General features: G+C 68.7%; 22 protein-coding genes. 16 read left to right on the forward strand and 6 right to left on the reverse strand.

Features of this window, described 5'->3' with window-relative positions:
* Positions 1 to 615 precede the first annotated feature (615 nt).
* From VSR71_RS16115 to VSR71_RS16130, 4 genes are all read left to right on the forward strand, one after another.
* Positions 616 to 1,929, forward strand: coding sequence for a dicarboxylate/amino acid:cation symporter (locus VSR71_RS16115; protein WP_342914862.1), 1,314 nt, complete (start codon positions 616 to 618; stop codon positions 1,927 to 1,929).
* A gap of 191 nt (positions 1,930 to 2,120) precedes the next feature.
* Positions 2,121 to 4,064 (forward strand): sensor histidine kinase, encoded by a 1,944-nt coding sequence (locus VSR71_RS16120; RefSeq protein ID WP_342914863.1) that lies wholly within the window; start codon positions 2,121 to 2,123, stop codon positions 4,062 to 4,064.
* Entirely contained in the window at positions 4,054 to 5,382 is a 1,329-nt protein-coding gene (locus VSR71_RS16125; RefSeq protein ID WP_342914864.1) for a sigma-54 dependent transcriptional regulator, read from the forward strand. Before VSR71_RS16120 ends, VSR71_RS16125 begins: the two co-directional genes overlap by 11 nt.
* Before the next feature lie 474 nt (positions 5,383 to 5,856).
* Positions 5,857 to 6,453 carry a helix-turn-helix domain-containing protein gene (locus VSR71_RS16130; RefSeq protein ID WP_342914865.1) on the forward strand — a complete coding sequence of 199 codons (597 nt, stop codon included), beginning with the start codon at positions 5,857 to 5,859 and terminating at the stop codon, positions 6,451 to 6,453.
* 34 nt (positions 6,454 to 6,487) lie between these two features.
* Here VSR71_RS16130 and VSR71_RS16135 read toward each other — a convergent pair whose 3' ends face one another.
* Both VSR71_RS16135 and VSR71_RS16140 read right to left on the reverse strand, forming a co-directional pair.
* Entirely contained in the window at positions 6,488 to 7,573 is a 1,086-nt protein-coding gene (locus tag VSR71_RS16135; RefSeq protein ID WP_342914866.1) for an ornithine cyclodeaminase, read from the reverse strand.
* A 32-nt stretch (positions 7,574 to 7,605) separates the two neighbouring features.
* A complete protein-coding gene (locus VSR71_RS16140) occupies positions 7,606 to 8,484 on the reverse strand; it encodes a dimethylarginine dimethylaminohydrolase family protein (RefSeq protein ID WP_342914867.1) in 879 nt (292 codons plus the stop codon).
* A gap of 161 nt (positions 8,485 to 8,645) precedes the next feature.
* Between VSR71_RS16140 and VSR71_RS16145 the strand changes: the two genes are divergently transcribed.
* From VSR71_RS16145 to VSR71_RS16175, 7 genes are all read left to right on the forward strand, one after another.
* A complete protein-coding gene (locus tag VSR71_RS16145; RefSeq protein WP_342914868.1) occupies positions 8,646 to 9,065 on the forward strand; it encodes an Lrp/AsnC family transcriptional regulator in 420 nt (139 codons plus the stop codon).
* A gap of 286 nt (positions 9,066 to 9,351) precedes the next feature.
* Positions 9,352 to 10,491: an HPP family protein gene (locus tag VSR71_RS16150; protein WP_342914869.1), complete on the forward strand. Its 1,140-nt coding sequence runs from the start codon at positions 9,352 to 9,354 to the stop codon at positions 10,489 to 10,491.
* A 256-nt stretch (positions 10,492 to 10,747) separates the two neighbouring features.
* Positions 10,748 to 11,947 (forward strand): AI-2E family transporter, encoded by a 1,200-nt coding sequence (locus tag VSR71_RS16155; RefSeq protein WP_342914870.1) that lies wholly within the window; start codon positions 10,748 to 10,750, stop codon positions 11,945 to 11,947.
* A gap of 7 nt (positions 11,948 to 11,954) precedes the next feature.
* The gene (locus VSR71_RS16160; RefSeq protein ID WP_342914871.1) at positions 11,955 to 12,653 is read left to right on the forward strand and encodes a paraquat-inducible protein A; all 699 of its coding nucleotides are present in this window, start codon (positions 11,955 to 11,957) and stop codon (positions 12,651 to 12,653) included.
* Positions 12,650 to 13,408, forward strand: a complete 759-nt coding sequence (locus VSR71_RS16165) for a paraquat-inducible protein A (protein ID WP_342914872.1) — start codon at positions 12,650 to 12,652, stop codon at positions 13,406 to 13,408. The genes VSR71_RS16160 and VSR71_RS16165 overlap by 4 nt, the downstream gene beginning before the upstream one ends.
* Positions 13,395 to 15,035 carry an intermembrane transport protein PqiB gene (locus tag VSR71_RS16170; RefSeq protein ID WP_342914873.1) on the forward strand — a complete coding sequence of 547 codons (1,641 nt, stop codon included), beginning with the start codon at positions 13,395 to 13,397 and terminating at the stop codon, positions 15,033 to 15,035. The genes VSR71_RS16165 and VSR71_RS16170 overlap by 14 nt, the downstream gene beginning before the upstream one ends.
* Positions 15,035 to 15,685: a PqiC family protein gene (locus VSR71_RS16175; protein ID WP_428979416.1), complete on the forward strand. Its 651-nt coding sequence runs from the start codon at positions 15,035 to 15,037 to the stop codon at positions 15,683 to 15,685. Before VSR71_RS16170 ends, VSR71_RS16175 begins: the two co-directional genes overlap by 1 nt.
* A 247-nt stretch (positions 15,686 to 15,932) precedes the next feature.
* Here VSR71_RS16175 and VSR71_RS16180 read toward each other — a convergent pair whose 3' ends face one another.
* Positions 15,933 to 16,493 (reverse strand): nucleoside 2-deoxyribosyltransferase, encoded by a 561-nt coding sequence (locus VSR71_RS16180; RefSeq protein WP_342914874.1) that lies wholly within the window; start codon positions 16,491 to 16,493, stop codon positions 15,933 to 15,935.
* A 161-nt stretch (positions 16,494 to 16,654) separates the two neighbouring features.
* Here VSR71_RS16180 and VSR71_RS16185 point away from each other — a divergent pair, with 161 nt between their 5' ends.
* From VSR71_RS16185 to VSR71_RS16205, 5 genes are all read left to right on the forward strand, one after another.
* Complete coding sequence (locus VSR71_RS16185; RefSeq protein ID WP_342914875.1) at positions 16,655 to 17,596, forward strand: 2-hydroxyacid dehydrogenase; 942 nt, start codon at positions 16,655 to 16,657, stop codon at positions 17,594 to 17,596.
* 60 nt (positions 17,597 to 17,656) lie between these two features.
* Positions 17,657 to 17,851: a DUF1059 domain-containing protein gene (locus VSR71_RS16190; protein WP_209762356.1), complete on the forward strand. Its 195-nt coding sequence runs from the start codon at positions 17,657 to 17,659 to the stop codon at positions 17,849 to 17,851.
* 210 nt (positions 17,852 to 18,061) lie between these two features.
* Positions 18,062 to 18,859: a molybdate ABC transporter substrate-binding protein gene (gene modA, locus VSR71_RS16195; RefSeq protein ID WP_342914876.1), complete on the forward strand. Its 798-nt coding sequence runs from the start codon at positions 18,062 to 18,064 to the stop codon at positions 18,857 to 18,859.
* A 13-nt stretch (positions 18,860 to 18,872) separates the two neighbouring features.
* Entirely contained in the window at positions 18,873 to 19,586 is a 714-nt protein-coding gene (gene modB / locus VSR71_RS16200; RefSeq protein ID WP_342914877.1) for a molybdate ABC transporter permease subunit, read from the forward strand.
* A gap of 8 nt (positions 19,587 to 19,594) precedes the next feature.
* Entirely contained in the window at positions 19,595 to 20,317 is a 723-nt protein-coding gene (locus tag VSR71_RS16205) for an ATP-binding cassette domain-containing protein (RefSeq protein ID WP_342914878.1), read from the forward strand.
* A gap of 49 nt (positions 20,318 to 20,366) precedes the next feature.
* Here VSR71_RS16205 and VSR71_RS16210 read toward each other — a convergent pair whose 3' ends face one another.
* The 3 genes from VSR71_RS16210 to fabI form a co-directional block, all read right to left on the reverse strand.
* On the reverse strand, positions 20,367 to 21,161 hold the full coding sequence (locus VSR71_RS16210; RefSeq protein WP_342914879.1) for a TOBE domain-containing protein: 795 nt from the start codon (positions 21,159 to 21,161) through the stop codon (positions 20,367 to 20,369).
* 73 nt (positions 21,162 to 21,234) lie between these two features.
* Positions 21,235 to 21,477 (reverse strand): RNA-binding protein, encoded by a 243-nt coding sequence (locus tag VSR71_RS16215; RefSeq protein WP_342914880.1) that lies wholly within the window; start codon positions 21,475 to 21,477, stop codon positions 21,235 to 21,237.
* A gap of 11 nt (positions 21,478 to 21,488) precedes the next feature.
* A complete protein-coding gene (gene fabI / locus VSR71_RS16220; protein WP_342914881.1) occupies positions 21,489 to 22,268 on the reverse strand; it encodes an enoyl-ACP reductase FabI in 780 nt (259 codons plus the stop codon).
* Positions 22,269 to 22,318: the final 50 nt, after the last annotated feature.

Here is a 22,318-nt window from a genome sequence, read left to right on the forward strand (position 1 = left end):
CATCCGTACCACTTCCAGCTTGAAGCTGGCATCAAATTGTCGGCGCCTTCTTGTCATCTAGCTTTTTTCCTCGTCGATTCGGGATTGTCCTCCTATCGACCTGTCCGAGGAAATTAGACCACTACAGGGAGAGGGGAGCGAACCGGCGGCAATTCAAAGCCTCCAAGGTTTCCCAGCCCCCTCAAAATCCCCGGGTTTACACCTACACCACCATTCGGATTCCCGAACGCCACTCCCCGCCGCCCGTCCGGATCCCCGAATAGTGCGCCGGAATCACTTCAATTTCTCCTTTTAATTCAACGGGTTGCATAGCCATCGCGCCCCCCGCCGCCTGGCACGCCGTGTGCAATATAGGCCGCCGCTAACAGCGCCCAGACAGGTTGGCCGGCACGCTTCCCAACGCACCGGCCTCGCCAAAAAACAAAGGAGGAAACACATGACTGACCCCGCCTTGCCCATCCCCCCTCTCGCCGCCCGGGCGACCCGCTGGCACCTGTTGCCGCGCTGAAAAAAAACCGCATGGCCGGGTCGGCGCCCTCCAGAGCCGTCCCGCCATTCCGACATACCGACGTCCGCCCCTGTCCGCGGGGACCGGACGCACAGGCCTGATCCACGATGAAACTGAATCGACTGCCCACCCTGATCTTCATTGCGATGCTGCTAGGCGTGCTGGTCGGCACCGCCGCGCACAACATGGCGCCGGACGCCGCCACCGCCAAATCGATTGCGGACCACCTGTCCATCCTGACTGACGTGTTCCTGCGGATGATCAAGATGATCATCGGCCCGCTGGTGTTCGCCACGCTGGTGGCCGGCATCGCCAGCATGGGCGACGGCCGCGCCGTCGGCCGCATCGGCACGAAGGCGATGATGTGGTTCATCGGCGCCTCGGTCACCTCGCTGCTGCTCGGCCTGGTGATGGCCAACGTGCTGCAGCCCGGCCACGGCATGAACCTGCCGCTGCCGGCGGCGGACGCCACCTCGAACCTGAAGACCGGCGCGCTGAACCTGCGCGACTTCATCTCGCACATGTTCCCCAAGAGCTTCGTCGAGGCGATGGCGCACAACGAGATCCTGCAGATCGTGGTGTTCTCGCTGTTCTTCGGCTTCGCGCTGGGCACGGTCAAGGACGGCGTGGGCAAGCCGGTGCTGGAAGGCATCGAGGGCCTGGGCCACGTGATGCTGAAGGTCACCAACTACGTGATGGCGTTCGCGCCGGTGGGCGTGTTCGGCGCGATCGCGGCGGTGATCACCGCGCAGGGCCTGGGCGTGCTGGTGGTCTACGCCAAGCTGATCGGCAGCCTGTACCTGGCGCTGGCGCTGCTGTGGGTGGCGCTGATCGGCGGCGGCTACTTCTTCCTGGGCCGTGACGTGTTCCGCCTGCTCAAGGGCATGCGCGCGCCGCTGATGATCGGTTTCGCCACCGCCAGCAGCGAATCGGCCTACCCGAAGGTGATCGACCAGCTGACCCGCTTCGGCGTCAAGGAGCGCATCACCAACTTCGTGCTGCCGCTGGGCTACTCGTTCAACCTGGACGGCTCGATCATGTACACCTCGTTCGCGGCGCTGTTCGTGGCCCAGGTGTATGGCATCGAGCTGTCGCTGAGCCAGCAGATCACCATGCTGCTGGTCCTGCTTGTCACCAGCAAGGGCATCGCCGGCGTGCCGCGCGCCTCGCTGGTGGTGGTCGCCGCCGTGCTGCCGATGTTCGGCCTGCCGGAGGCCGGCATCCTGCTGGTGCTCGGCATCGACCACGTACTCGACATGGGTCGCACCGTGACCAATGTGCTCGGCAATGCCATTGCCACCGCCGTCGTCGCCAAAAGCGAAGGCGCCATCGGCGCGCCGGTACTGTCCGACGAGGATGAACCCGTCGTCGCGGATACCACCACCAGCCTGGCATCGGTCCAGGCCATGGCCGGCAAGTAACACCGCCAGCCAGGCGTGCCAGGGCCCGGTTGCCGACAAGGCAACCGGGCCTTTTTGCATCCATGAGGCGGGCGCGGTAGCGCCGGTGTGGTAAAAGTAGGCACCCGCGCCGCCCTGGTCCCCGAAAAGACTGCCATGGATCACTGTCCCGCCGGCGCGGCCGCTTCGCCCTTGCCTGACCAGACTTCCTGATGACCGGCCCGCTCCACCATCCCGGCGATACCCCACACGCGCCCGCCGCCACGCCCGCCACGCCCTCGCGCCTGCCCCACGGCCTGCGCGGCGCCGCGCCGCTGCTGGCGTTGCTGGCGCTGGCCGTGCTGATCGGGCTGGCCGGCGCGCTCGGCTACCGCTACAGCTTCGACAACGCGCTGGCGCGCCAGGCCGAGCGCGGCCAGGTGCAGCTGCGCCTGTACACGCAGGCGCTGGAAAGCGAGCTGGCGCACTACGACTACGTGCCCGGCCTGCTGTCGCTGGACGAGCGCATATCCGGACTGCTGCTGCGCCCGGACGAAGCCGCGCGCGTGGCCCGCGCCAACGAATACCTGACCTCGCTCAACGCCCGCGCCGGCACGCGCGTGGTCTATGTGCTGGATGCCCACGGCAAGGTGCTGGCCGCCAGCAACTGGCAGCGCCCCGACACCTACGTGGGCGAGGACCTCAGCTTCCGCCCCTACTTCCAGGCCGCCATGGAGGGCCAGCTCGGGCGCTTCTATGGCGTCGGCACCACGCGCAGCGAATCGGGCTACTACCTGTCGGCGCCGCTGGGCGAGCGCGACAACCCGGCCGGCGTGGCGGTCGTCAAGATCGGGCTGGAGCCGCTCGAAAACCGCTGGCAGGGCGCCGACAGCCAGATGCTGCTGAGCGACGAGAACGGCGTGGTGATCCTCGCCTCCGACCCGTCGTGGAAGCTGGCCGCGCTGCGGCCGCTGTCGGACGAGGCGCGCCAGCGGCTGTCGCGCAGCCTGCAGTACAACCGCGCGCCGCTGCCGCAGCTGCCGCTGGAGTCGGTGCGCAAGCTTGCCAATGAAAACGGCGGCAGCAGCGACGAGCTGGTGCGCCTGCGCCGCGGGCCGCCGATGCTGGCGCAGCATGCCGCCCTGCCCGGCACCCACTGGCAGCTGACGCTGCTGACCAATACCTCGCAGGCGCGCGTGGCGGCGCTCAACAGCGCCGCGCTGGCGGGCGTGCTGACCGCCTTCGTGCTGCTGCTGGGCGCGGCCTGGAACGTGCGCCGGCGCATCGTCAACGAGCGCCTGGCCGCGCGCGCCGCGCTTGAAGCGGCCAACAGCGAGCTGGAGCGCAAGGTGATCGAGCGCACCGCCGACCTGTCCGCCGCCAACCACCGGCTGCAGGCCGAGGTGTCCGAGCGCATCCGCGCCGAGACCGTGCTGCGCCAGGCGCAGGACGGCCTGCTGCAGGCCGGCAAGCTGGCCGCGGTGGGCCAGATGTCGACCGGCATCGCGCACGAGCTGAACCAGCCCCTGGCCGCGCTGCGCACGCTGTCCGGCAATACCGGCAAGTTCCTCGAGCGTGGCGACTATGCCACCGTGCGCACCAACCTCGACACCATCATCGGGCTGGTCGAGCGCATGGGCCGCATCACCGGCGCGCTCAAGTCGTTCGCGCGCAAGTCGGGCAACGGCCGCAGCCAGGCCCGGCTGGCCGAGGCGGTCGACAACGCGCTGTTCCTGCTGCAGACCCGCGTGGACGCCGTGCAGCCCGATCTGCAGCGCGACATCGACCCCGAACTGGCCGTGATCTGCGACCCCAACCGGCTCGAACAGGTGCTGGTCAATCTGCTGGGCAACGCGCTCGATGCGGTCGCCGGCCGGCCCGCGCCGCGCATCGCGCTGCATGCGCACGTGAGCGGCGCCATGGTCCACCTGACCGTGCGCGACAATGGCGCCGGGCTGTCCGAGGAAGCCTTCGCACGGCTGTTCGAGCCGTTCTTCACCACCAAGCCCGCCGGACAGGGACTGGGGCTGGGCCTGACGCTGTCGGCCGGTATCCTCAATGAAAACGGCGGCAGCCTGTCGGCCGCCAACCACCCCGACGGCGGTGCCTGCTTCACGCTGGTGCTGCCGCTGGTGCCGCACGAGGCCAGGTCACAGGATTCCAGGCATGCCGGCTGAACTGACCGTACTGATCGTCGAGGACGATGCCGACGTGCGCCTCGGCTGCGAGCAGGCGCTGCGCCTGGAAGGGCTGGCCACGCGCGGCGTGGGCAGCGCCGAGGCGGCGCTGCGCGAAGTCGGCCCCGGCTATGCGGGCGTGGTGGTCAGCGACATCCGCCTGCCCGGCATGGACGGCATGGCGCTGCTGGCGCAGCTGCGCGAACGCGACCCCGCGCTGCCGGTGATCATGATCACCGGCCACGGCGACGTGGGCCTGGCGGTGCAGGCGATGAAGCAAGGCGCCTACGACTTCCTGGAAAAGCCGTTCTCGCCCGAGCAGCTGGTCGACGCCACCCGCCGCGCGCTGGAGCAGCGCCGGCTCGCGCTGGAAGTGTCAGAACTGCGCGAACGTCTGGCAGGACGCGAAAAACTCGAAACCCGCCTGATCGGCCATTCGCCCGCGGTCGAGCGCTTGCGCCGGCTGATCGCCGACCTCGCCGGCACCGACGCCAACGTGCTGATCCACGGCGAGACCGGTACCGGCAAGGAACTGGTGGCGCGCTGCCTGCACGAGGCCAGCCAGCGCCATGCACGCCACTTCGTCGCCATCAATTGCGGCGGCCTGCCCGAACAGCTGTTCGAAAGCGAGATCTTCGGCCATGAGGCCGGCTCGTTCACCGGCGCCGCGCGCCGCCGCATCGGCAAGATCGAGCACGCCGAAGGCGGCACGCTGTTCCTCGACGAGATCGAGAGCATGCCGATGCCGCTGCAGATCAAGCTGCTGCGCGTGCTGCAGGAGCGCGTGGTGGAGCGGCTCGGCTCGAACCAGCCGGTGCCGGTCAACGCGCGCGTGGTGGCGGCGACCAAGGCCGACCTGCGCGCGCTGTCCGATGCCGGCCAGTTCCGCGCCGACCTGTACTACCGCCTGAACGTGATCACGCTGGAGCTGCCGCCGCTGCGCGAGCGGCGCGAGGACGTGCCGGCATTGTTCGAGCATTTCGTCGCGCAGGCGGCGCTGCGCTTCGAGCGCGAGGCCGTGCCCGCCAGCGCCGGCGAACTGGCGGCGCTGGTGGCCTACCCCTGGCCGGGCAATGTGCGCGAGCTGCGCAACCTGGCCGAGCGCCATGTCCTCGGGCTGGGCTGCAATCCTGGCCAGGGCACTGCCGCGCCGGAAGCGCTGCCGCTGGCGCAGGCGGTCGACCAGTTCGAGCGCGCGCTGATCGCCGATGCCATGCGCAGGCACGACGGCAACCTCAGCCGCGCCAGCGAGGCGCTTGGCGTGGCCAAGACCACACTGTTCGACAAGGTGCGCAAGCACGGCCTGCAAGACCGGTAGCGCCGGCCGCGCGTCTCGCGGTCAATACATCATGTTGTGACATATATATGCTCTGAAGCGGCCGCTGAATTCAGCAGCCGCAACAAAGATGACAGCAGCGCGGGGAACCACCCGGGCAGCACGGTGTCTGCCAATTACTGGCTGCAAGCCCTTGGCACCGAAACAGTGTTCAGTGTGCGTTGAAAAACAAAAGTGCGATGAATTTGTAGTTTTTTCTTACTGATTGCCTGACCTTTGCGGCATATTATGGGCTTCCGGCAAATCCGGACCCGGGACATGCAAAGCAATCAACTGCGGGCGGTCTGCGGGAAGTGACAAAAACATCAAATCGACTATAAATAATCGTCCGGCCGGCGGGGGAGCGGGTCAGGACACAGGGTCAGTCAACCATTGGCAGTAACAATACGCGGTGCAGGTGCCTGGTACCGCGCGCCTTGCCCGGCGCGAACTGCCTTCAGGACTACGGGTGATTGGATGAAACTGGATCCGGCACTGGCTGAAAAGCCTTACTACAGCACGCGTACAGCGGCAAAACTGCTCAATGTCTCGCTGGGCACTGTCCAGAAGATGGTAGAGCGCGGCGAACTGGGCGCCTGGAAGACCAATGGCGGGCACCGGCGCATCCACAAGGAAACCGTGCATCGCCTGCTGGCGACGCGCATCGGCCCTGAAACCGTGACGCCCCACGGCCTGGACCTGGTGGTGTTCCACCCCAACCACCAGGAAGCGCAGCGCATCCACGGCCAGTTGGGCAAGTGGGGTCTGCCGCTCAAGAGCGTGGTGGTCGACGATGTGCTCGACACCGTGATCACCTCGGTCAGCGCGCATCCGCGCGTGGTGCTGTACTACGTCGACGAACTGAACGACGCCGAGTCGGCCACCATCGAGAAACTGCAGAATTTCTTTGCCAGCCAGCATGTGATCTTTGCGGTGATCACCAACCGCCAGGCCTATGACGGCGTGGCCGACGCGCTGCAGCACTGGGGCATCATGGTGTTCCTGAAGACGCCGTCGCTGGAAGAGGTCAAGGGCTTCCTGCGCGCCCAGCTGATGATGGGCCGCGCCGGCTGAGCCGGGGGGCTCCCGCGCCTGGAGCCCGTCACGGTCAGGCCAGCGACGCCAGCCTCTGCAGTTCCAGCCCGGCGTCGCGGCCTTCGGCCTGCGCCATCATCCAGCCATAGAGATTGCGCGGATCGGGCGGCATCGCCACCAGCTCCACCGCCCTGCCCGCGCGCCGGGCATGCGCGGCGGCATAGAGCCAGCGCAGCGCGGCGTAGTCCTCCAGCGCAAACCCCACGGAATCAAACACCGTCACTTCGTCGGCCGCGCCACGGCCCGGCGCGGCGCCGGCCAGCACCTGCCACAGCTCGGTCACGGGCGCGTCGGCGGGCAGCTGCTGGATCTCGCCTTCGATGCGCGTCTGCGGTTCGTACTCCACCACGATGCGCGCCTGGCGCAGGATGTCGGCATGCAGCTCGGTCTTGCCGGGGCAATCGCCGCCGACCGCGTTCAGGTGCATGCCCGGGCGCACCTGCGCCGGCGTCAGGATGGTGGCGCGGGTCTTGTCGGCGGTCACGGTGGACACGATGTCGGCACCGGCCAGCGCGGCCTGCACCGACTCCGCGGCGCGGATCGCCAGTCCCGGCACGCCGGCAAGGTTGCGCATCAGCCGCGCCGTGGCGGCGGGGTCGATATCGTAGGCGGCGATTTCACGCACACCCAGCATGGCGTGGAAGGCAAGCACCTGGAATTCGGCCTGAGCCCCGTTGCCGATCAGCGCCATGGTGCGCGCGCCCGGCCGCGCCATCGCCTGCGCCGCCAGCGCCGAGGTGGCGGCCGTGCGCAGCGCTGTGGCCAGCGTCAGGTCCGCCAGCATCAGCGGGAAGCCGGTTTCCACTTCGGCCAGCATGCCGCACGCCATCACGGTCGGCATGCCATGCTGCGCGTTGCGCGGATGGCCGTTGACGTACTTGAACGCGTACTGGATGCCGTCGCTCACCGGCATCAGCTCGATCACGCCGCGCGCGGAATGGCTGGCCAGGCGGGCGGACTTGTCGAAGGCATCCCAGCGCAGGAAATCCTGGCGGACATGGTCGGCCATCTGCACGATGGCGGGCTGCACGCCGACCGCGGCCACCAGCCGGGCCACGTCGTTGGCGTCGAGGAACAGCGACCGGGCGGTCTCTTTCATCATTGTCTCCCTGGCTGTCGATGACGGAGGCATCAGGCCGCGGCCGCGGCGAGGCCGGGGCCGCTGCTGCGGTCGAGCCGCAGCGTCATGCAATAGGCGCCGCCGCCGGAGAGCATGAAGGGGGCCAGGTCGACCTCATGCAGCTGGTAACCGCGCCGGCCCAGTTCGGTGCGCAGGTGCGGCGTAGTGCGCGTCATCACCACCTGGTCGTCCAGGTTGACGGCGTTGACGCTGAAGTGGCGCAGGTCGTCGGCGCTGGCCTCGATGCGCAGCCGCGCCGGCAGCCGTGCGCGCAGCTCGCGCAGCGCCGCTTCGCTGAACGCCGGCGGGTAATAGAGGATCTCGCCGCCGGACAGCGGGCAGAAGCATACGTCGAGGTGGTAGCTCTGCTCGGTGGCCAGTTCCAGCGCCACGACTTCCTTGCCGAAGAATTCCGACACGGCGGTGGCCGCCTCATGCGACGAACGCGGTCCGAAGCCGGCCCAGAAATGGCCGCGGCCGGCATCCCAGATGCAGTCTCCCGCGCCCTCCTGGAAGCAGCCCTCGGGCAGCAGCGCCACTTCGTCGAGCAGGCCGCGCTCGCGCAGCGCGCCGAAGATTGCCGCGAACGGCGCTTCTTCGCCGCGGCGCTGCGGGTAGCGGAAGCGCGCCAGCAGAGCGCGGCCGTCGAGCACCACGGCGGCGTTTGCCGGAAAAACCATGTCGGGCAGGCCGGCGGCGCCCGCGGCCACTTCCACCGTGAAGCCGGCCCGGGCCAGCGCCGTGCGCAGCGCGTCGAAGGACTGCATGGCGTTGCTGTGCATGCCGCGCGGGTCGCGCGCCCAGGCGTCGGGGTCCATCCACGGATTGATGCTGTACGACACGTCGTAGAAGGTCGGCTCGACAAGCAGGATCGTGGGGGTGTGGATCACGGCGGCTCCTTTTTTCTTTGGGGGTTCTGGAAACAATTCAGTCGATTGCATTCTGGTGCACGCTGGTGTTAACTAATAGCCAGCAAGATGTGCAATTTGCGTCTTGTACCGAGCAAAACGCCAGACCTCATTGGCAAATCGACAGAAGGCCCCTCAAGCTCATGGACGCCACCGATCAACAACTGCTCTCCCTGCTGCGCGACAACGCGCGCACGCCGGTCACCGCGCTGGCGCAGGCGCTGCGCGTATCGCGCGCGACCGTGCAGAACCGCATCGACAAACTGGAGAAGGAAGGACTGATCGTCGGCTATACCGTGCGCCTGCGGCCCGAGGCCGAGGCGCACCGGATCCGCGCGTGGATGACGATCGCGGTGGAGGGAAACAAGGCGCGCTCGGTGCTGCAGGCGCTAAGGGGCGAGCCCAACGTGCAGGCGCTGCACACCACCAATGGGCGCTGGGACATCATTGCGGAACTGCGCGCGGATACGCTGGAGGCGTTTGACCGGACGCTGGACCGGATTAGGTTGATCGAGGGGATCAGTGCGACGGAAACGAGCATTTTGCTGTCGACCTACAAATAGCGCCGCCGGTTGAAATTCAGCCGGCCAACCGCCCCCGCGACCGCTCGCGCCGCGCTTCCTCATGGTGAACCTGAGAACTTGCACGCAGCAGGTCGCGCAAGGACACGATGCCCGCCAGCCGCATGCTGTCCATGCTACGACATAGGGGGCGACTCCTGATTGCACTTCTGATTGCTCTGGTGCGGTGCATCACGCCCCAACCCGGGGATGCGCTGCACCAAAGGCGGCCAAATATATCACCGCGTGATATATTACGTGCACCATTCCAAGCCGCCCCCGTCCGAGAATGCCAACTGCCCCCGCTGTCGCCTTGCTGGCGCAAAATACCCGTGCATGGCTGCGCACTTTTGTCCCGCTGCCGGTTGCTGCCAACCGCCATGAGCGCATCAAGAGCTGCCTTGGCGCGCTGCTCGGCCTGTTCTGCACCGAATGGATCTGCCACCAGACACTGGGCGGATTCAATCCCTGGTTCGTCGCGCCAATGGGCGCCTCGGCGGTATTGCTGTTCGCGGTGCCGTCTTCGCCACTGGCGCAGCCGTGGTCGATCATCGGCGGCAACCTGTTTGCGGCACTGGTGGGCGTGGCCTGCGCGCGCTGGATCCCTGACCCGGGCCTTGCGGCGGCAACGGCGGTGGCCGTGGCGATCGCCGTGATGTTCCAGTTCCGCTGCGTGCACCCGCCCGGCGGCGCCGTGGCAATCACGGCGGTATTCGGCGGGCCGGCAGTCAGCGCGCTCGGTTTCGGTTTCGTGGTGGTGCCGGTGCTGTTCAACTCGATGCTGCTGCTGTTGATGGCGCTGGCCTTCAACAACCTGTCGCGGCGGCGCTACCCGCACCGCCCGCCGGAGCCCGCGATGCAACATGGCACCAGGGACGTGCCGCCGACGCAGCGGGTGGGCTTTACCCGTGCCGACCTGGACGCGGCCCTGAAGGCACGCGGCGAATTCTTCGACATCGAAGAAGACGACCTGGAAGCCATCATGGTGGCGGCGCAGCTGCGCGCGTACCGGCGGCACTTCGGCAACGTGCTGTGCGGCGAGATCATGTCGCGAGACGTCATCATGGTGCGGCCCGGGCAGCCCGCGCACGAAGCCGGGCACCTGCTGTCGCGGCACCGCATCAAGGCGCTGCCGGTGGTCGATGCCAACAACCGACTCGAAGGCATCATCACGCAGAGTGATTTCTTCGCCGCGCAGCGCGATACCGGCGCGCGCCGGCTGGCCGGCACCGTGCGCGACCTGATGACGAGCGCCGTGGTCACCGCCCGCCCCGACCAGCCGATGGTGGAACTGGCGCAGGCCTTCTCCGACGGCGGCCTGCACCATGCGCCGGTGATCGACGACAAGCACCGCGTGGTCGGCATGGTGACGCAATCCGACCTGGTGGCCGCGCTGCTCAAGAGCGGCGTAATGGCGGTACCGGGCTGAAGCTAGCCCTTTTCCCTGGCGCCGGCCCTGTCCGGCGCGTCGCGCTCACTGCCCCTCACGCCTGGGCGGCACGACCGCCGCGCTGTTCAACGTCACAAAGCTATGGCACTGTGGGATGCGTCCGGGCATGCTGCCCCGGCGCACCGTGGTGGTGGCGCCCGAAGCACCCTTCCAGCAGCCCTTTGGCATCGCCCCCCCGGCGTAGGCTATATTTACGCCGTTTCCGTCACACCGGCGCGCCCAGGGAGAGCCATCAATGAGTTCCGGCCAGTTAATCGAGAAGATTGCTGCAGTCTTTGCGCTGATCGTGCTGATCGGCGGCTCGCTGCTGGTGCTCGCACCGTTCACCACGGCGCTGCTGTGGGGCGCGATCCTGGCCTACAGCTCGTGGTACCCGTACACGGTGCTGTCGCGCTGGCTCGGCAACCGCCGCGGCCTGGCGGCGCTGATCTGCGTGCTGCTGGCCACGGTGATCGTGCTGGGGCCGTTTGTCTACGCCGGTGCCAGCTTCTCGGCGCACCTGGACGACCTGTCGGCGCTGGTCGACCGCTACATGGAGCATGGCATCCCGCAGCTGCCGGATTGGCTGAGCAGCCTGCCCTATGTCGGCACGTACCTGCAGCGCTCGTGGGACAGCATCATCAATGCCGACTCCGAGATGGTGGCCAACCTGCGCAAGCTGATCGCGCCGGTCGGTCATGTGCTGCTCGGCGCCGGCCTGTCGATCGGCGCGGGGCTGGGGCAGCTGGCGCTGTCGATCATCCTGGCATTCTTCTTCTATACCGGCGGCGAGTTCGCCATCGCCTGGCTGCGCGCGGGCATGCGCCGCATTGCCGGCGAGCGTGCCGACCACCTGCTGGAACTGGCCGGCAGCACGGTCAAGGGCGTGGTCTACGGCGTGCTCGGCACGGCCTTTATCCAGGCGGTGCTGGCCGCCATCGGGCTGTGGATCGCCGGCGTGCCGGGCGCGGCCATCCTCGGCTTCGTCACGTTCTTCCTGTCGGTGGTGCCGGTGGGCCCGCCGCTGGTGTGGCTGCCGGCGGCGCTGTGGCTGTACCACACCGGGTCCACCGGCTGGGCCGTCTTCCTGGTGATCTGGGGCGTGGGCGTGGTCAGCATGGCCGACAACATCGTCAAGCCGCTGCTGATCAGCAAGGGCACCGGCATGCCGCTGATCTGGATCATGCTGGGCGTGCTGGGCGGCGCGCTGGCATTCGGCTTCCTGGGGGTGTTCATCGGCCCGACGCTGCTGGCGGTGGCGTATGCGCTGCTGCGCGACTGGACCATCGGCTCGGAGGGCGAGCTGAAGCAGGATCTCGCGCACGACCTGAAGCCGGGCGGCGCGCCGGCAGCGGTGCCCGCGGCGACGCATCCCGCCGCGCCGGCTCCGGCCCTCCCCGCCGTGGTCGACAATCCCGACGTGCCGCCAGCGGCCACCGGCAAGCACCCCGGCTGAACGGCTGATGGCAGGTCCAGACCACGCCCCCGCGCCCGCCTTGCCCGATACCTCGCCCGCCGCGCTGCACCGGCTGGTGGCGTGCGAATACTGCGATGCGGTCTACGAGCGCACCCCGATCTCGCCCGGCGAGCGCGCGCTGTGCCTGCGCTGCGGCGGCGAGCTGTACCGCGAGAGCCGCCGGCATTACCGGCGCCTGCTGCCGCTGGTGATCACCGCGCTGATCCTGTTCCTGGTGTCCAACGCCTATCCCATCGTCGAGATGGACCTCAAGGGCGTGCGCACGCAAACCACGCTGCTGGGCGCGGTGCATGCCCTGTACGACGACCACATGGCACTGGTGGCGGCGCTGGTGTTCGCCACCACCATATTGTTCCCGCTGTCCGAGCTGCTGATGATGATTTACCTGCTGGTGCCGATGGCGCAGCACCGCATGCCGGCGGGCTTCGACCGCATCGTGCGCGGCATCCGCCAGACGCGGCCGTGGGGCATGATCGAGGTCTTCATGATCGGCGTGCTGGTCACGCTGGTGAAGCTGTCCACGATGGCGCGCGTGCTGCCCGGCATCGCGCTGTGGTCGTTCGCCGCGCTGGTGATCGTGCTGGCGGCGATGCTGTCGTTCGACCCGCGCGACCTGTGGCGCTACCTGGAAACGCCGGACGATGACGCCGGCGCGCCGGCCGGCACCGGCGAGGGAGGCCAATGACGAACGCGCTCCCGCCCCGACCGTCCCAATCGCCGCAGCCACCGCGCCCCGACCGCCTGGCGCACCCGCGCCGGCTCGCGCGCGAAGTGGTGGCCGAACTCACCGACGACGACGAACGCACGCCGCTGCCGCAGGTGCCCACCGCCAGCCGCCTGGGCCTGCTCTCCTGCCACGCCTGCGACCTGGTCAGCCCGCGCACGCTGGAAGGCGAGCCCTGCCCGCGCTGCGGCGCCACGCTGCACCACCGCAAGCCGGACAGCCTGGCGCGCACCTGGGCCTTCCTGCTGGCTGCCTTTATCCTCTACCTCCCGGCCAACATGCTGCCGGTGATGGTCACGCAATCGATCCTCGGCACCCAGCGGGACACCATCCTGTCCGGCGTGATCTACCTGTGGCTGTCCGGCTCGCACATGCTGGCGGCGCTGGTGCTGATCGCCAGCGTCATCGTGCCGCTCATGAAGATGCTGATCCTCACCTTCCTGCTGCTGTCGGTCCACTTCCGCGCGACCTGGCGCATCCGGCAGCAGACCCGGCTGTACGGGCTGGTGGAGGTGATCGGCCGCTGGTCGATGCTCGATATTTTCGTGGTGGCGCTGCTGGCCTCGCTGGTGCGGGCCGGGGCGCTGGCCACCATCATCCCAGGCGGCGGCGCGCTGGCCTTCGGTGCGGTCGTGGTGCTGACCATGCTGGCCTCGCTCAGCTTCGACCCGCGCCTGCTGTGGGATTCGCTGGAAGACGACAATGCCCGACACTGAACAACATCCGACTAACCCGGCTGGCGCACCCGGCCTGCCGCGACCCGAGCGCCGGCGCCGCGCGCGCTGGCTGCCATCGCTGGTATGGCTGATCCCGATCGTCGCGGCGGTTGTCGGCGTGTCGCTGCTGGTGCACACGCTGGCCTCGCGCGGGCCGGAGATCACCGTCAGCTTCCGCACCGCCGAGGGCCTGACGCCGGGCAAGACCGCGGTGCGCTACAAGGATGTCGATATCGGCCTGGTCAAGGCGGTGCGGCTCGCGCGCGACCGTTCGCACGTGATCGCGTCGATCGACCTGACCAAGGACGCGGAGAACTTCGCCGTGGCCGACACGCGCTTCTGGGTGGTGCGCCCGCGCTTCGCCGCAAGTGGCGTGTCGGGGCTGGAGACGCTGCTGTCGGGCGCCTATATCGGTGTCGATGCCGGCAAGTCCGGCGAAACCACGCGCGAATTCAAGGGCCTGGAAGTGCCGCCGGTGGTGACCACCGACGCATCCGGCAAGCAGTTCGTGCTGCGCGCCTCCGAGCTGGGCTCGCTCGACATCGGTTCGCCGGTCTACTACCGACGCGTGCAGGTGGGTCAGGTGGTGGCCTACCAGCTGGAGCCCAACGGGCGCGACATCACGCTGCGCGTATTCGTCAACAAGCCCTATGACAAGCTGGTCACCGCCGATTCGCGCTTCTGGCATGCCAGCGGCGTCGACCTCAAGCTCGATGCCGGCGGCCTCAAGCTGTCGACGCAATCGCTGGTGACGGTGCTGCTGGGCGGCGTTGCGTTCCAGGCGCCGGACCGTACCGCCGCCACCGATGCCGCCGCGGAGAACACGCAATTCCTGCTGGCCGCCGACCAGTCCGAGGCCATGAAGGAGCCCGAGGAACTGGCGCCGACGCTGGCCGTGCTCAACTTCGACCAGTCCGTGCGCGGCCTGTCGCCGGGCGCGCCGGTGGACTTCCGCGGCGTGATCGTGGGCCAGGTGCGCTCGATCGGCATCGAATACCAGCGCGACAAGAAGGCCTTCCGCATGCCGGTGGTGGTCGAGCTGTACCCGTCGCGCATGGGCTTCCGCGAGCGCGACGTGGAAGACCGCGCGCGCGCCCGCCAGATCATCGAGGGCCTGCTCAAGCGCGGCATGCGCGCGCAGCTGCGCACCGGCAACCTGCTTACCGGCCAGCTGTACGTGGCGCTCGACTTCTTCCCGAAGGCGCCGCCTGCCCAGGTGAACCTGGACGCGCCGATCCCCGAGTTCGCCACCACGCCGGGCACCTTCGACCAGCTGCAGGCGCAGGTCGGCGATATCGTCAACCGCATCGACAAGGTCCCGTTCGACCAGATCGGCCAGGACCTGCGCACCACGGTAGCGAGCCTGAACAAGACGCTCAACACCGCCGACCAGCTGGTGCAGCAGCTCAATGGCGACGTCGCGCCGCAGGTGCTGGCGGCGCTGCAGGACGCGCGCAAAACGCTGACCACGGCCAACGGCACGCTGGCATCGGATGCGCCGCTGCAGCAGGACACGCGCCGCATGCTGCAGGAGCTGACGCGCACCGCCACGTCGTTGCGCACGTTGACCGACTACCTCGAACGCCATCCCGAAGCGCTGCTGCGCGGCAAGCCGGAGAAAGACTGATGAAGCGCCATCCCCCCACCTCGGCACTTGCCGCCGTGCTTGCCCGCTGCGCCATTGCCGGCGCCATTGCCAGCGCAACGGGCGCCGCCGTGCTCGCCGGTTGCGCCTCGCCGGAGCCGCGCTACTACACGCTGGCCCAGGGGCCTGCCGGCGTCGCCACGCTGCCGGCGGCGACACCGGCGCCGTCGACCAGCACGCTGTGGCTGGAAGTCGCGCCGGTGCGCGTGCCGGAGCGGCTCAACCGGCCGCAGCTGGTGGTGCGCGACGGCGGCAACGACGCCAGCCTGCGCCTGCTGGACCTGGCGCGCTGGTCGTCGCCGCTGCCGGACGAGCTGCGCGATGCGTTGTCGCAGCGCCTGCAGGCCACGCTGGGCGCGGTCGATACCTACCAGCAGGGCTTGTCGGATGTGCAGCCGCTGTATCGGGTCACGACGGAAGTGCTGCGGCTCGACGCGGATGTCGGGCAGCGCGCGGGCGCAACCATCAACTGGACGGTGCGGCGACTGCCGGACGGCAAGGTGGTCAGCGGCAGCACGCAGGCGGAGTTGTCCGCGCCCGGCGAAATCGATGGCGTGGTGGCGGCTTACCGCGAGATCGTGGCAAGCACGGCGAAGGATATTGCGGCGGGGGTGGAGGCGTTGCGGCGGTAAACCGAACGCCACGGAGCTTGCCGGAAGGAAGGTGCACCCAAGCCGCCCCGAACTAGCCTAAGCAAGGTGTTCTCCCTCTCCCCTCATGGGGAGAGGGTTGGGGTGAGGGGTGGTCTAGCTAGGCACCACATCAAGCAAGGCCTTCGGTTTTAACCCACGGGCGTCAGCCGTGGATACTCCTGCCCTCACCCCCGACCCCTCTCCCGCAGGCGGGAGAGGGGAGCAAACCAGCGGTAGAGAAACGCTCTCAGTCATCCCCCCACGCCGCCGCATCGCGCTCGCGCCGTGCCGCGGCTTCGGCCGCGCGCCGGTGAATGGCCTCGGCCATCGCCGCCAGGCATTCCGCCGCCCCGCCCCGCACCAGCTTCACCGGGCACGCCAGCATCAGGTTACAGCGCAAGCCAAAATCCTCAACGACAAACCCGCGCGCATCCAGCGGCCGGCCTTCCTCGTCGGTCACCACCGTGGCGCGATCGCGCACCGTGCCGGGGTCCGCGCTGTAGCCCCATACCGGCTTCTGCAGCGCCACCGCAAACCCCACCTCGAAGGCCGTGCCCGAGTCCGGCTCTCCCGGCCCGCGGAAATCGTCGAGGTTGGCCATCACCATGTCCGCGCGGCGCAACAGCGCGATATTGGCGTCATAGATCCAGCGCGCCGTGTCCGGCCCCGACAGGCCTTCCGGCGCCGCCTTGTCGAGCGGATACAGCCCGGTGAAGCCATGCGCCGCGCACAGCGACTTGAGGTGCTCGCCCCAGGCGATGGCGTCCTTGCGGAACACGTCGAAGCCGGCCAGGTAGATGGTTTTCATGGCGATGTTCGTCACGGAGGAAATGGGATGCCGCAGCATAACCCGCCTCCACCCGGACATCGCACAAAGTTGCCCGCGCTCCGGGGCGGCAACGGTCGCCTGCGCGACGCGGGGGCATGCGCTACCATCCCTGATCCCTCCGTCGAGACCCGCTACGCCTCATGTCCGCTTCCCAGATTCTCCAGGTCGGCCCGCTCGCGCCGCAGACCAATGCCACCCTCCAGCAACAATACGGCGCCATCGCGCTGTGGCAGCAGGGCGATGCGCTGGCCTGGGCGCGCGAGCACGGCCGGCAGGTGCGCGTGGTGGTGACCTCGGCGCGCCATGGCTGCAGCGCCGCGCTGATCGAGGCGCTGCCGGCGCTGCAGGCCATCGTCAGCTTCGGCGTGGGCTATGACTCGATCGCACTGGACGCCGCCCGCGCGCGCGGCATCCAGGTCAGCAACACGCCCGACGTGCTCAACGACTGCGTCGCCGACCTGGCCTTCGGCCTGCTGCTCGACGCTGCGCGCGGCATTGCCCACGGCGACCGCTTCGTCCGGGCCGGGCGCTGGCCGCAGGGCGGCTTTCCGTTGACGACGCGGGTCTCGGGCAAGAAGCTTGGCATCCTCGGGCTGGGCCGCATCGGCGAGATCGTGGCGCGGCGCGCGCAGGGCTTCGATATGGAGATCGCCTACAACAACCGCCGCCCGCGCGACGGCGCGCCGTGGCGCTTCGAGGCTGACCTGAAGGCACTGGCCGACTGGTCCGACATCCTGGTGGTGACCTGCGTGGGCGGTGCGGAAACCGCCGGGCTGGTGTCGCGCGAGATCATCGACGCGCTCGGGCCCAAGGGCATCCTGGTCAATGTCTCGCGCGGCAGCGTGATCGACGAAGACGCCATGGTGGCGGCGCTGGCGGAAGGACGCCTGGGCGGCGCCGGCCTCGACGTGTTCCGGGACGAGCCGGACGTGCCGGCCGCACTGCTGGCGCTCGACAACGTCGTGCTCGCGCCGCACATGGCCAGCGGCACGCACGAGACCCGCGCCGCCATGACCGCGCTGACGCTGCGCAATCTCGATGCGTTCCTGGCCGATGGCAAGGTGCTGACGCCGGTGCTGTAGTGGCCGGTCCTCCTGCCTATACTGGATACGCCGGCCGCGCGGCCGGTGACAGGAGGCACCATGGGACGCAAGTTTATCGATTGCCGCGAGTACCCGAGCGACATCGGCTGCACGGTTGCGCTGAGCGCCGACAGTGAAGACGAACTGCTCGAAGCCGCGGTCCAGCACGCGGTCGCAGTGCACCAGCATCAGGACACCCCTGAGCTGCGCGCACAGTTGAAGTCGTTGTTCAAGGAAGGCTCACCGCCGGCCTGAAGCCGGACCGGCTGGCGTTGCAATGGCGCCAGCCCCGACATCCCCCCGGGGCACATTCGCAGCCCCTGATACCGCACTTGCGCCTGCCGGAATACCCATGCCGGTGGTCATGGCGCATCATTGACGGACCGCTATATACAGACGTATATTGCGCCTGACAGTCCACCCATACCAGCGCCAGCTTTTCTGGCCGCTTCGCTGAGGATTCCCATGTCCGCGTTCCGCTCCGCCCGCACCGGGCGCCGCTCCGTTCTTGCCGGCGCCGCCGGTGCCATGCTCGCCGCCCTGGCGCTGGCCCTGCCCGCCGGTCCGGCTTTCGGCGCGGACCTGGTGGTGTCCGCGGCAGCCAGCCTGACCAACGCCTTCAAGTCGCTGGCCGAGTCGTACGAGCGTGCCCATCCCGGGACCAAGGTGGTGCTGAACTTCGGCGCGTCCGACGTGCTGATGCAGCAGATCGTCAAGGGCGCGCCGGCCGACGTGTTTGCCTCGGCCGAGCAGGAAGCGATGAACAAGGCCGAGACCGAGAAGGTGATTGCGCCCGCCTCGCGCCGCAACTTCGCCGCCAACGAGGTGGTGCTGATCGTGCCGTCGGACAGCAAGCTCAACATCAGCTCGCTGCAGGATCTGGCGAAGCCGGAAGTCAAGCGCATCGCCTATGGCAACCCGGCCTCGGTGCCGGTCGGCCGCTACACCCGCGGCGCGCTGGAAGCCGCCGGACTGTGGGACACGGTGGCCGCCAAGGGCGTGCCGGCGCAGAACGTGCGCCAGAGCCTGGACTACGTGGCGCGCGGCGAGGTCGAGGCCGGCTTCGTCTTCGCCACCGACGCCACGGTGATGCCGGAAAAGGTCAAGGTTGCGGTGCGCGTGCCGAGCCGCACCCCGGTGACCTACCCCATCGCCATCACCAGCCAGACCCGCCAGCAGAAGGAAGCGGCGCAGTTCGTCGACTTCGTGGCATCGCCGGCAGGCCAGGCGATCCTGTCGCGCTACGGCTTCCAGAAGCCTTGATTCACGCCACGCCATGGATGCCGTCTGGGTGCCGCTGCTGTTGTCGCTGAAGGTGGCGGGCTGGGCCACCGTGCTGAACGCCGTGCTCGGCGTCGGCGCGGCGTGGGCACTGGCGCGCTGGCGCTCGCCGCTGCGCGACGTGGTCGACGCGGTGCTGACGCTGCCGCTGGTGCTGCCGCCGACCGTGCTCGGCTACTACCTGCTGGTGCTGGTGGGCCGGCGCGGCGTGTTTGGCGAGTGGCTGTCCCGCCTCGGCATCGAACTGGTCTTTACCTGGCAGGGCGCGGTGCTGGCCTCGACCATCGTCGCCTTCCCGCTGGTGCTCAAGTCGGCCCGCGCTGCCTTCGAAGGGGTCGACCACCAGCTGGAAAACGCCGCGCGCGTGCTGGGCGTTTCCGAATCCGGCATCTTCTTCCGCGTGACGCTGCCGCTGGCCGCGCGCGGCATCATCGCCGGCGTGCTGCTGGCGTTCGCGCGCGCGCTGGGCGAGTTCGGCGCCACGCTGATGATCGCCGGCAACCTGCCCGGCCGCACGCAGACGCTGTCGGTGGCGATCTACGAGGCCGTGCAGGCCGGCGACGACAACACCGCCAACCTGCTGGTGCTGGTGACCTCGGTCACGTGCGTGCTGCTGCTGGTGGTCGCCGGCCGGCTGGTGCCCGCCGCCGCGCGCAATCCCGCTGAACTCTATGAACGCCGGCGCCTGCGCCCGCGCGCCGCGCGCTGAGGAACGCCATGGGCATGCATGTCAGCATCCGCAAGCAGATGGTGTCGGCCGACCGGCAGTTTGCGCTGGATATCGATTTCGGCTCCGACAGCCGCCGCATTGCGCTGTTCGGCCCGTCCGGCGCCGGCAAGAGCCTGACGCTGCGCGCCATCGCCGGCCTGCTCGCGCCCGACAGCGGCCGCATCGAGCTGAACGGGCGCACGCTGTTCGACAGCGAAGCGGGCATCGACGTCCGCCCGCAGGAACGCCGCGTGGCCTACCTGTTCCAGGAATACGCGCTGTTCCCGCACCTGACCGTGGGCCAGAACATCGCCTTCGGGCTGGCGCGCGGCTGGCGCAATCCGCGCCGCGGCGCGATTCCGCCGGAAGCGCGGCGCTGGATCGATGCCTTCGGGCTGGACGAGATCGTCGGCAATTTTCCCGCCGAGATTTCCGGGGGGCAAAAGCAACGCGTGGCGCTGGCGCGAGCGCTGGTGGCGCAGCCCGATATCGTGCTGCTCGACGAACCGTTCTCGGCGCTCGATCCCGCCTTGCGCGCGCGCATGCGCGCCGAGCTGCGCACGCTGCAGGCGAGCCTGGACGTTCCCATGCTGGTGATCTCGCACGATCCCGCCGATGTCGAAGCGCTCGGAGACCACGTGCTCGAGATCCGCGAAGGCCGCATCTTCGGCAGCGGCGACAGCCGCCACCATCCGCCGGTCTACGCGCCGTTGTCGGCGCGCGTGGCCTGAGCGCGCGACAGGTCGACGCAAGCGCCTGAGATCAGGCGCAACGACAGGATCACCCCACCACGCCCAGGATCACGCTGGACGCCTTGAACACTGCCACCGCCGGCACACCCACGGCCAGGCCCAGCGCCTCCGCACTGCCATTGGTCACGATCGCCGCGATCGTGCCGCCGCCGTCCAGCTCGATCACCACCTCCGCATTGACCGCGCCCGGCATCACGCGCGACACCACGCCGGGCAGCTGGTTGCGCGCCGACAGCCGCACGCCCGGGTCGGGCAGGCCCACCAGCACCGAAGACGCCTTGATCAGCGCGAACGCTTCCACGCCCGCGGCCAGTTCCAGCGTCTCGACGCTTTCATGCGTAATCGTCGCCACGATCTGCTGGCCGCCCGGCAGCGCCAGCACCACCTCGTCGTTGACCGCGCCGCCGCGCACGCTGGCGACGTTCCCGAACAGCTTGTTGCGCGCACTAGTCTTGATCATCATTCGCCTCATCAGTTGGATATCGTCGGCAGCGCCCTCGCCCAGCCGCGACAGCTGAGCGACAAAGCGCCGGTGCTCGTCCTCGAGCGCGCGGTAGGTGCGGATCAGCTGCTCGCCGCGCGCGGTCAGGCGCGTGCCGCCGCCGCCCTTGCCGCCGGCGGCGCGCACCACCAGCGCTTCGCCGGCGCTGTTGTTCATCAGGTCGATGGCGTCCCACGCGGCCTTGTAGCTGATGCCGACCGCGCGCGCGGCCGCGGTGATCGAACCGTGCTCGCCGATGGCGGCAAGCAGCGCGATGCGGTCCTTGCCGCCCCAGTCCTGCGAGCCGGAGCGGAACCAGATGGCTCCCTGGAGTTCAAGCATGGGTAACCGGCACCGCAAGCCGGTGCCGTGACAGAGTGGCAAACGCGGCTATGGTAATCCCATTCCCGGGCATTCACTCCTGGTGCATCGGGATATACCAGCGCATCACGCTGCCGTTGAAGGACTGGCGGTCGAACTGGCGCAGCAGGCGCCAGGCCGCCACCCGGTCGATGTCGAGGTCGATCCAGGCCCACGGGTGTTCGGGATCGCCGTCGCGCACGATCTCGACGGACCTGACCGGCGCGCGGTCCCTGAGCTTTTCCTGCAGCATGGACTCGGTCACATCGCGGGGCAAACCACGGATCAGGACCTGCATGCCCGGCTCCGCTACGCCATGATGTGCACGCCGCCATCGACGTACATCGTATTGCCCGAAATCCGCCGCGCGTATGGCGTGGCCAGATACGCCGTGGCAAAGCCGACGTCCATGATGTCGACCACCTCGCCCAGCGGGGCGCGCCCGGCGGCATCGGCCAGCATCTGGTCGAAGTCCTTCAGCCCCGACGCCGCGCGCGTCTTCAGCGGCCCGGGCGAGATCGCGTGCACGCGGATGCCCTGTGGGCCCAGTTCATGCGCCAGGTAGCGGCAGCTGGCTTCCAGCGCCGCCTTGACCGGCCCCATCAGGTCATAATTGGGGACCACGCGGTTGGCGCCTTCATAGCTCATCGCGAACAGCGTGCCGCCGTTGCGCATCAGCGGCGCGGCCAGCCGCGCCATGCGGATGAACGAATGGCAAGAGACGTCCATGGCGCGCGCGAAGCCCTCTGCGGAGGAGTTGAGCAAGCCGCCCTGCAGGTCCTCCTTCGGCGCGAAGGCGATCGAGTGGACCACCGCGTCGAGCCCGCCCCATACCGCTTCGATGCGCGCGAACAGTGCGCGCATCTGCTCGGGGTCTTCCACGTTCAGCGGCATCAGGATCGGCGCCTGCACGGCCTCGGCCAGCGGCGCGACGTGCGGATAGGCCTTGTCGTTCAGGTACGTCATGGCGACCTGCGCGCCGAGCTCGTGGAAGGCCTTGGCGCAGCCCCACGCGATCGAGCCGTCATTGGCGACGCCGGCCACCAGCACACGGGAACCGGCGAGCGCCGGGTTGGATACGTTGACCATGGATGCCTCCGGGGGAAGACTTCAAGCTTGACTGCTGAAGCGGATCACTG

It is taken from the genome of Cupriavidus oxalaticus (genome assembly GCF_038900635.1).
Classification (GTDB): domain Bacteria; phylum Pseudomonadota; class Gammaproteobacteria; order Burkholderiales; family Burkholderiaceae; genus Cupriavidus; species Cupriavidus oxalaticus_B.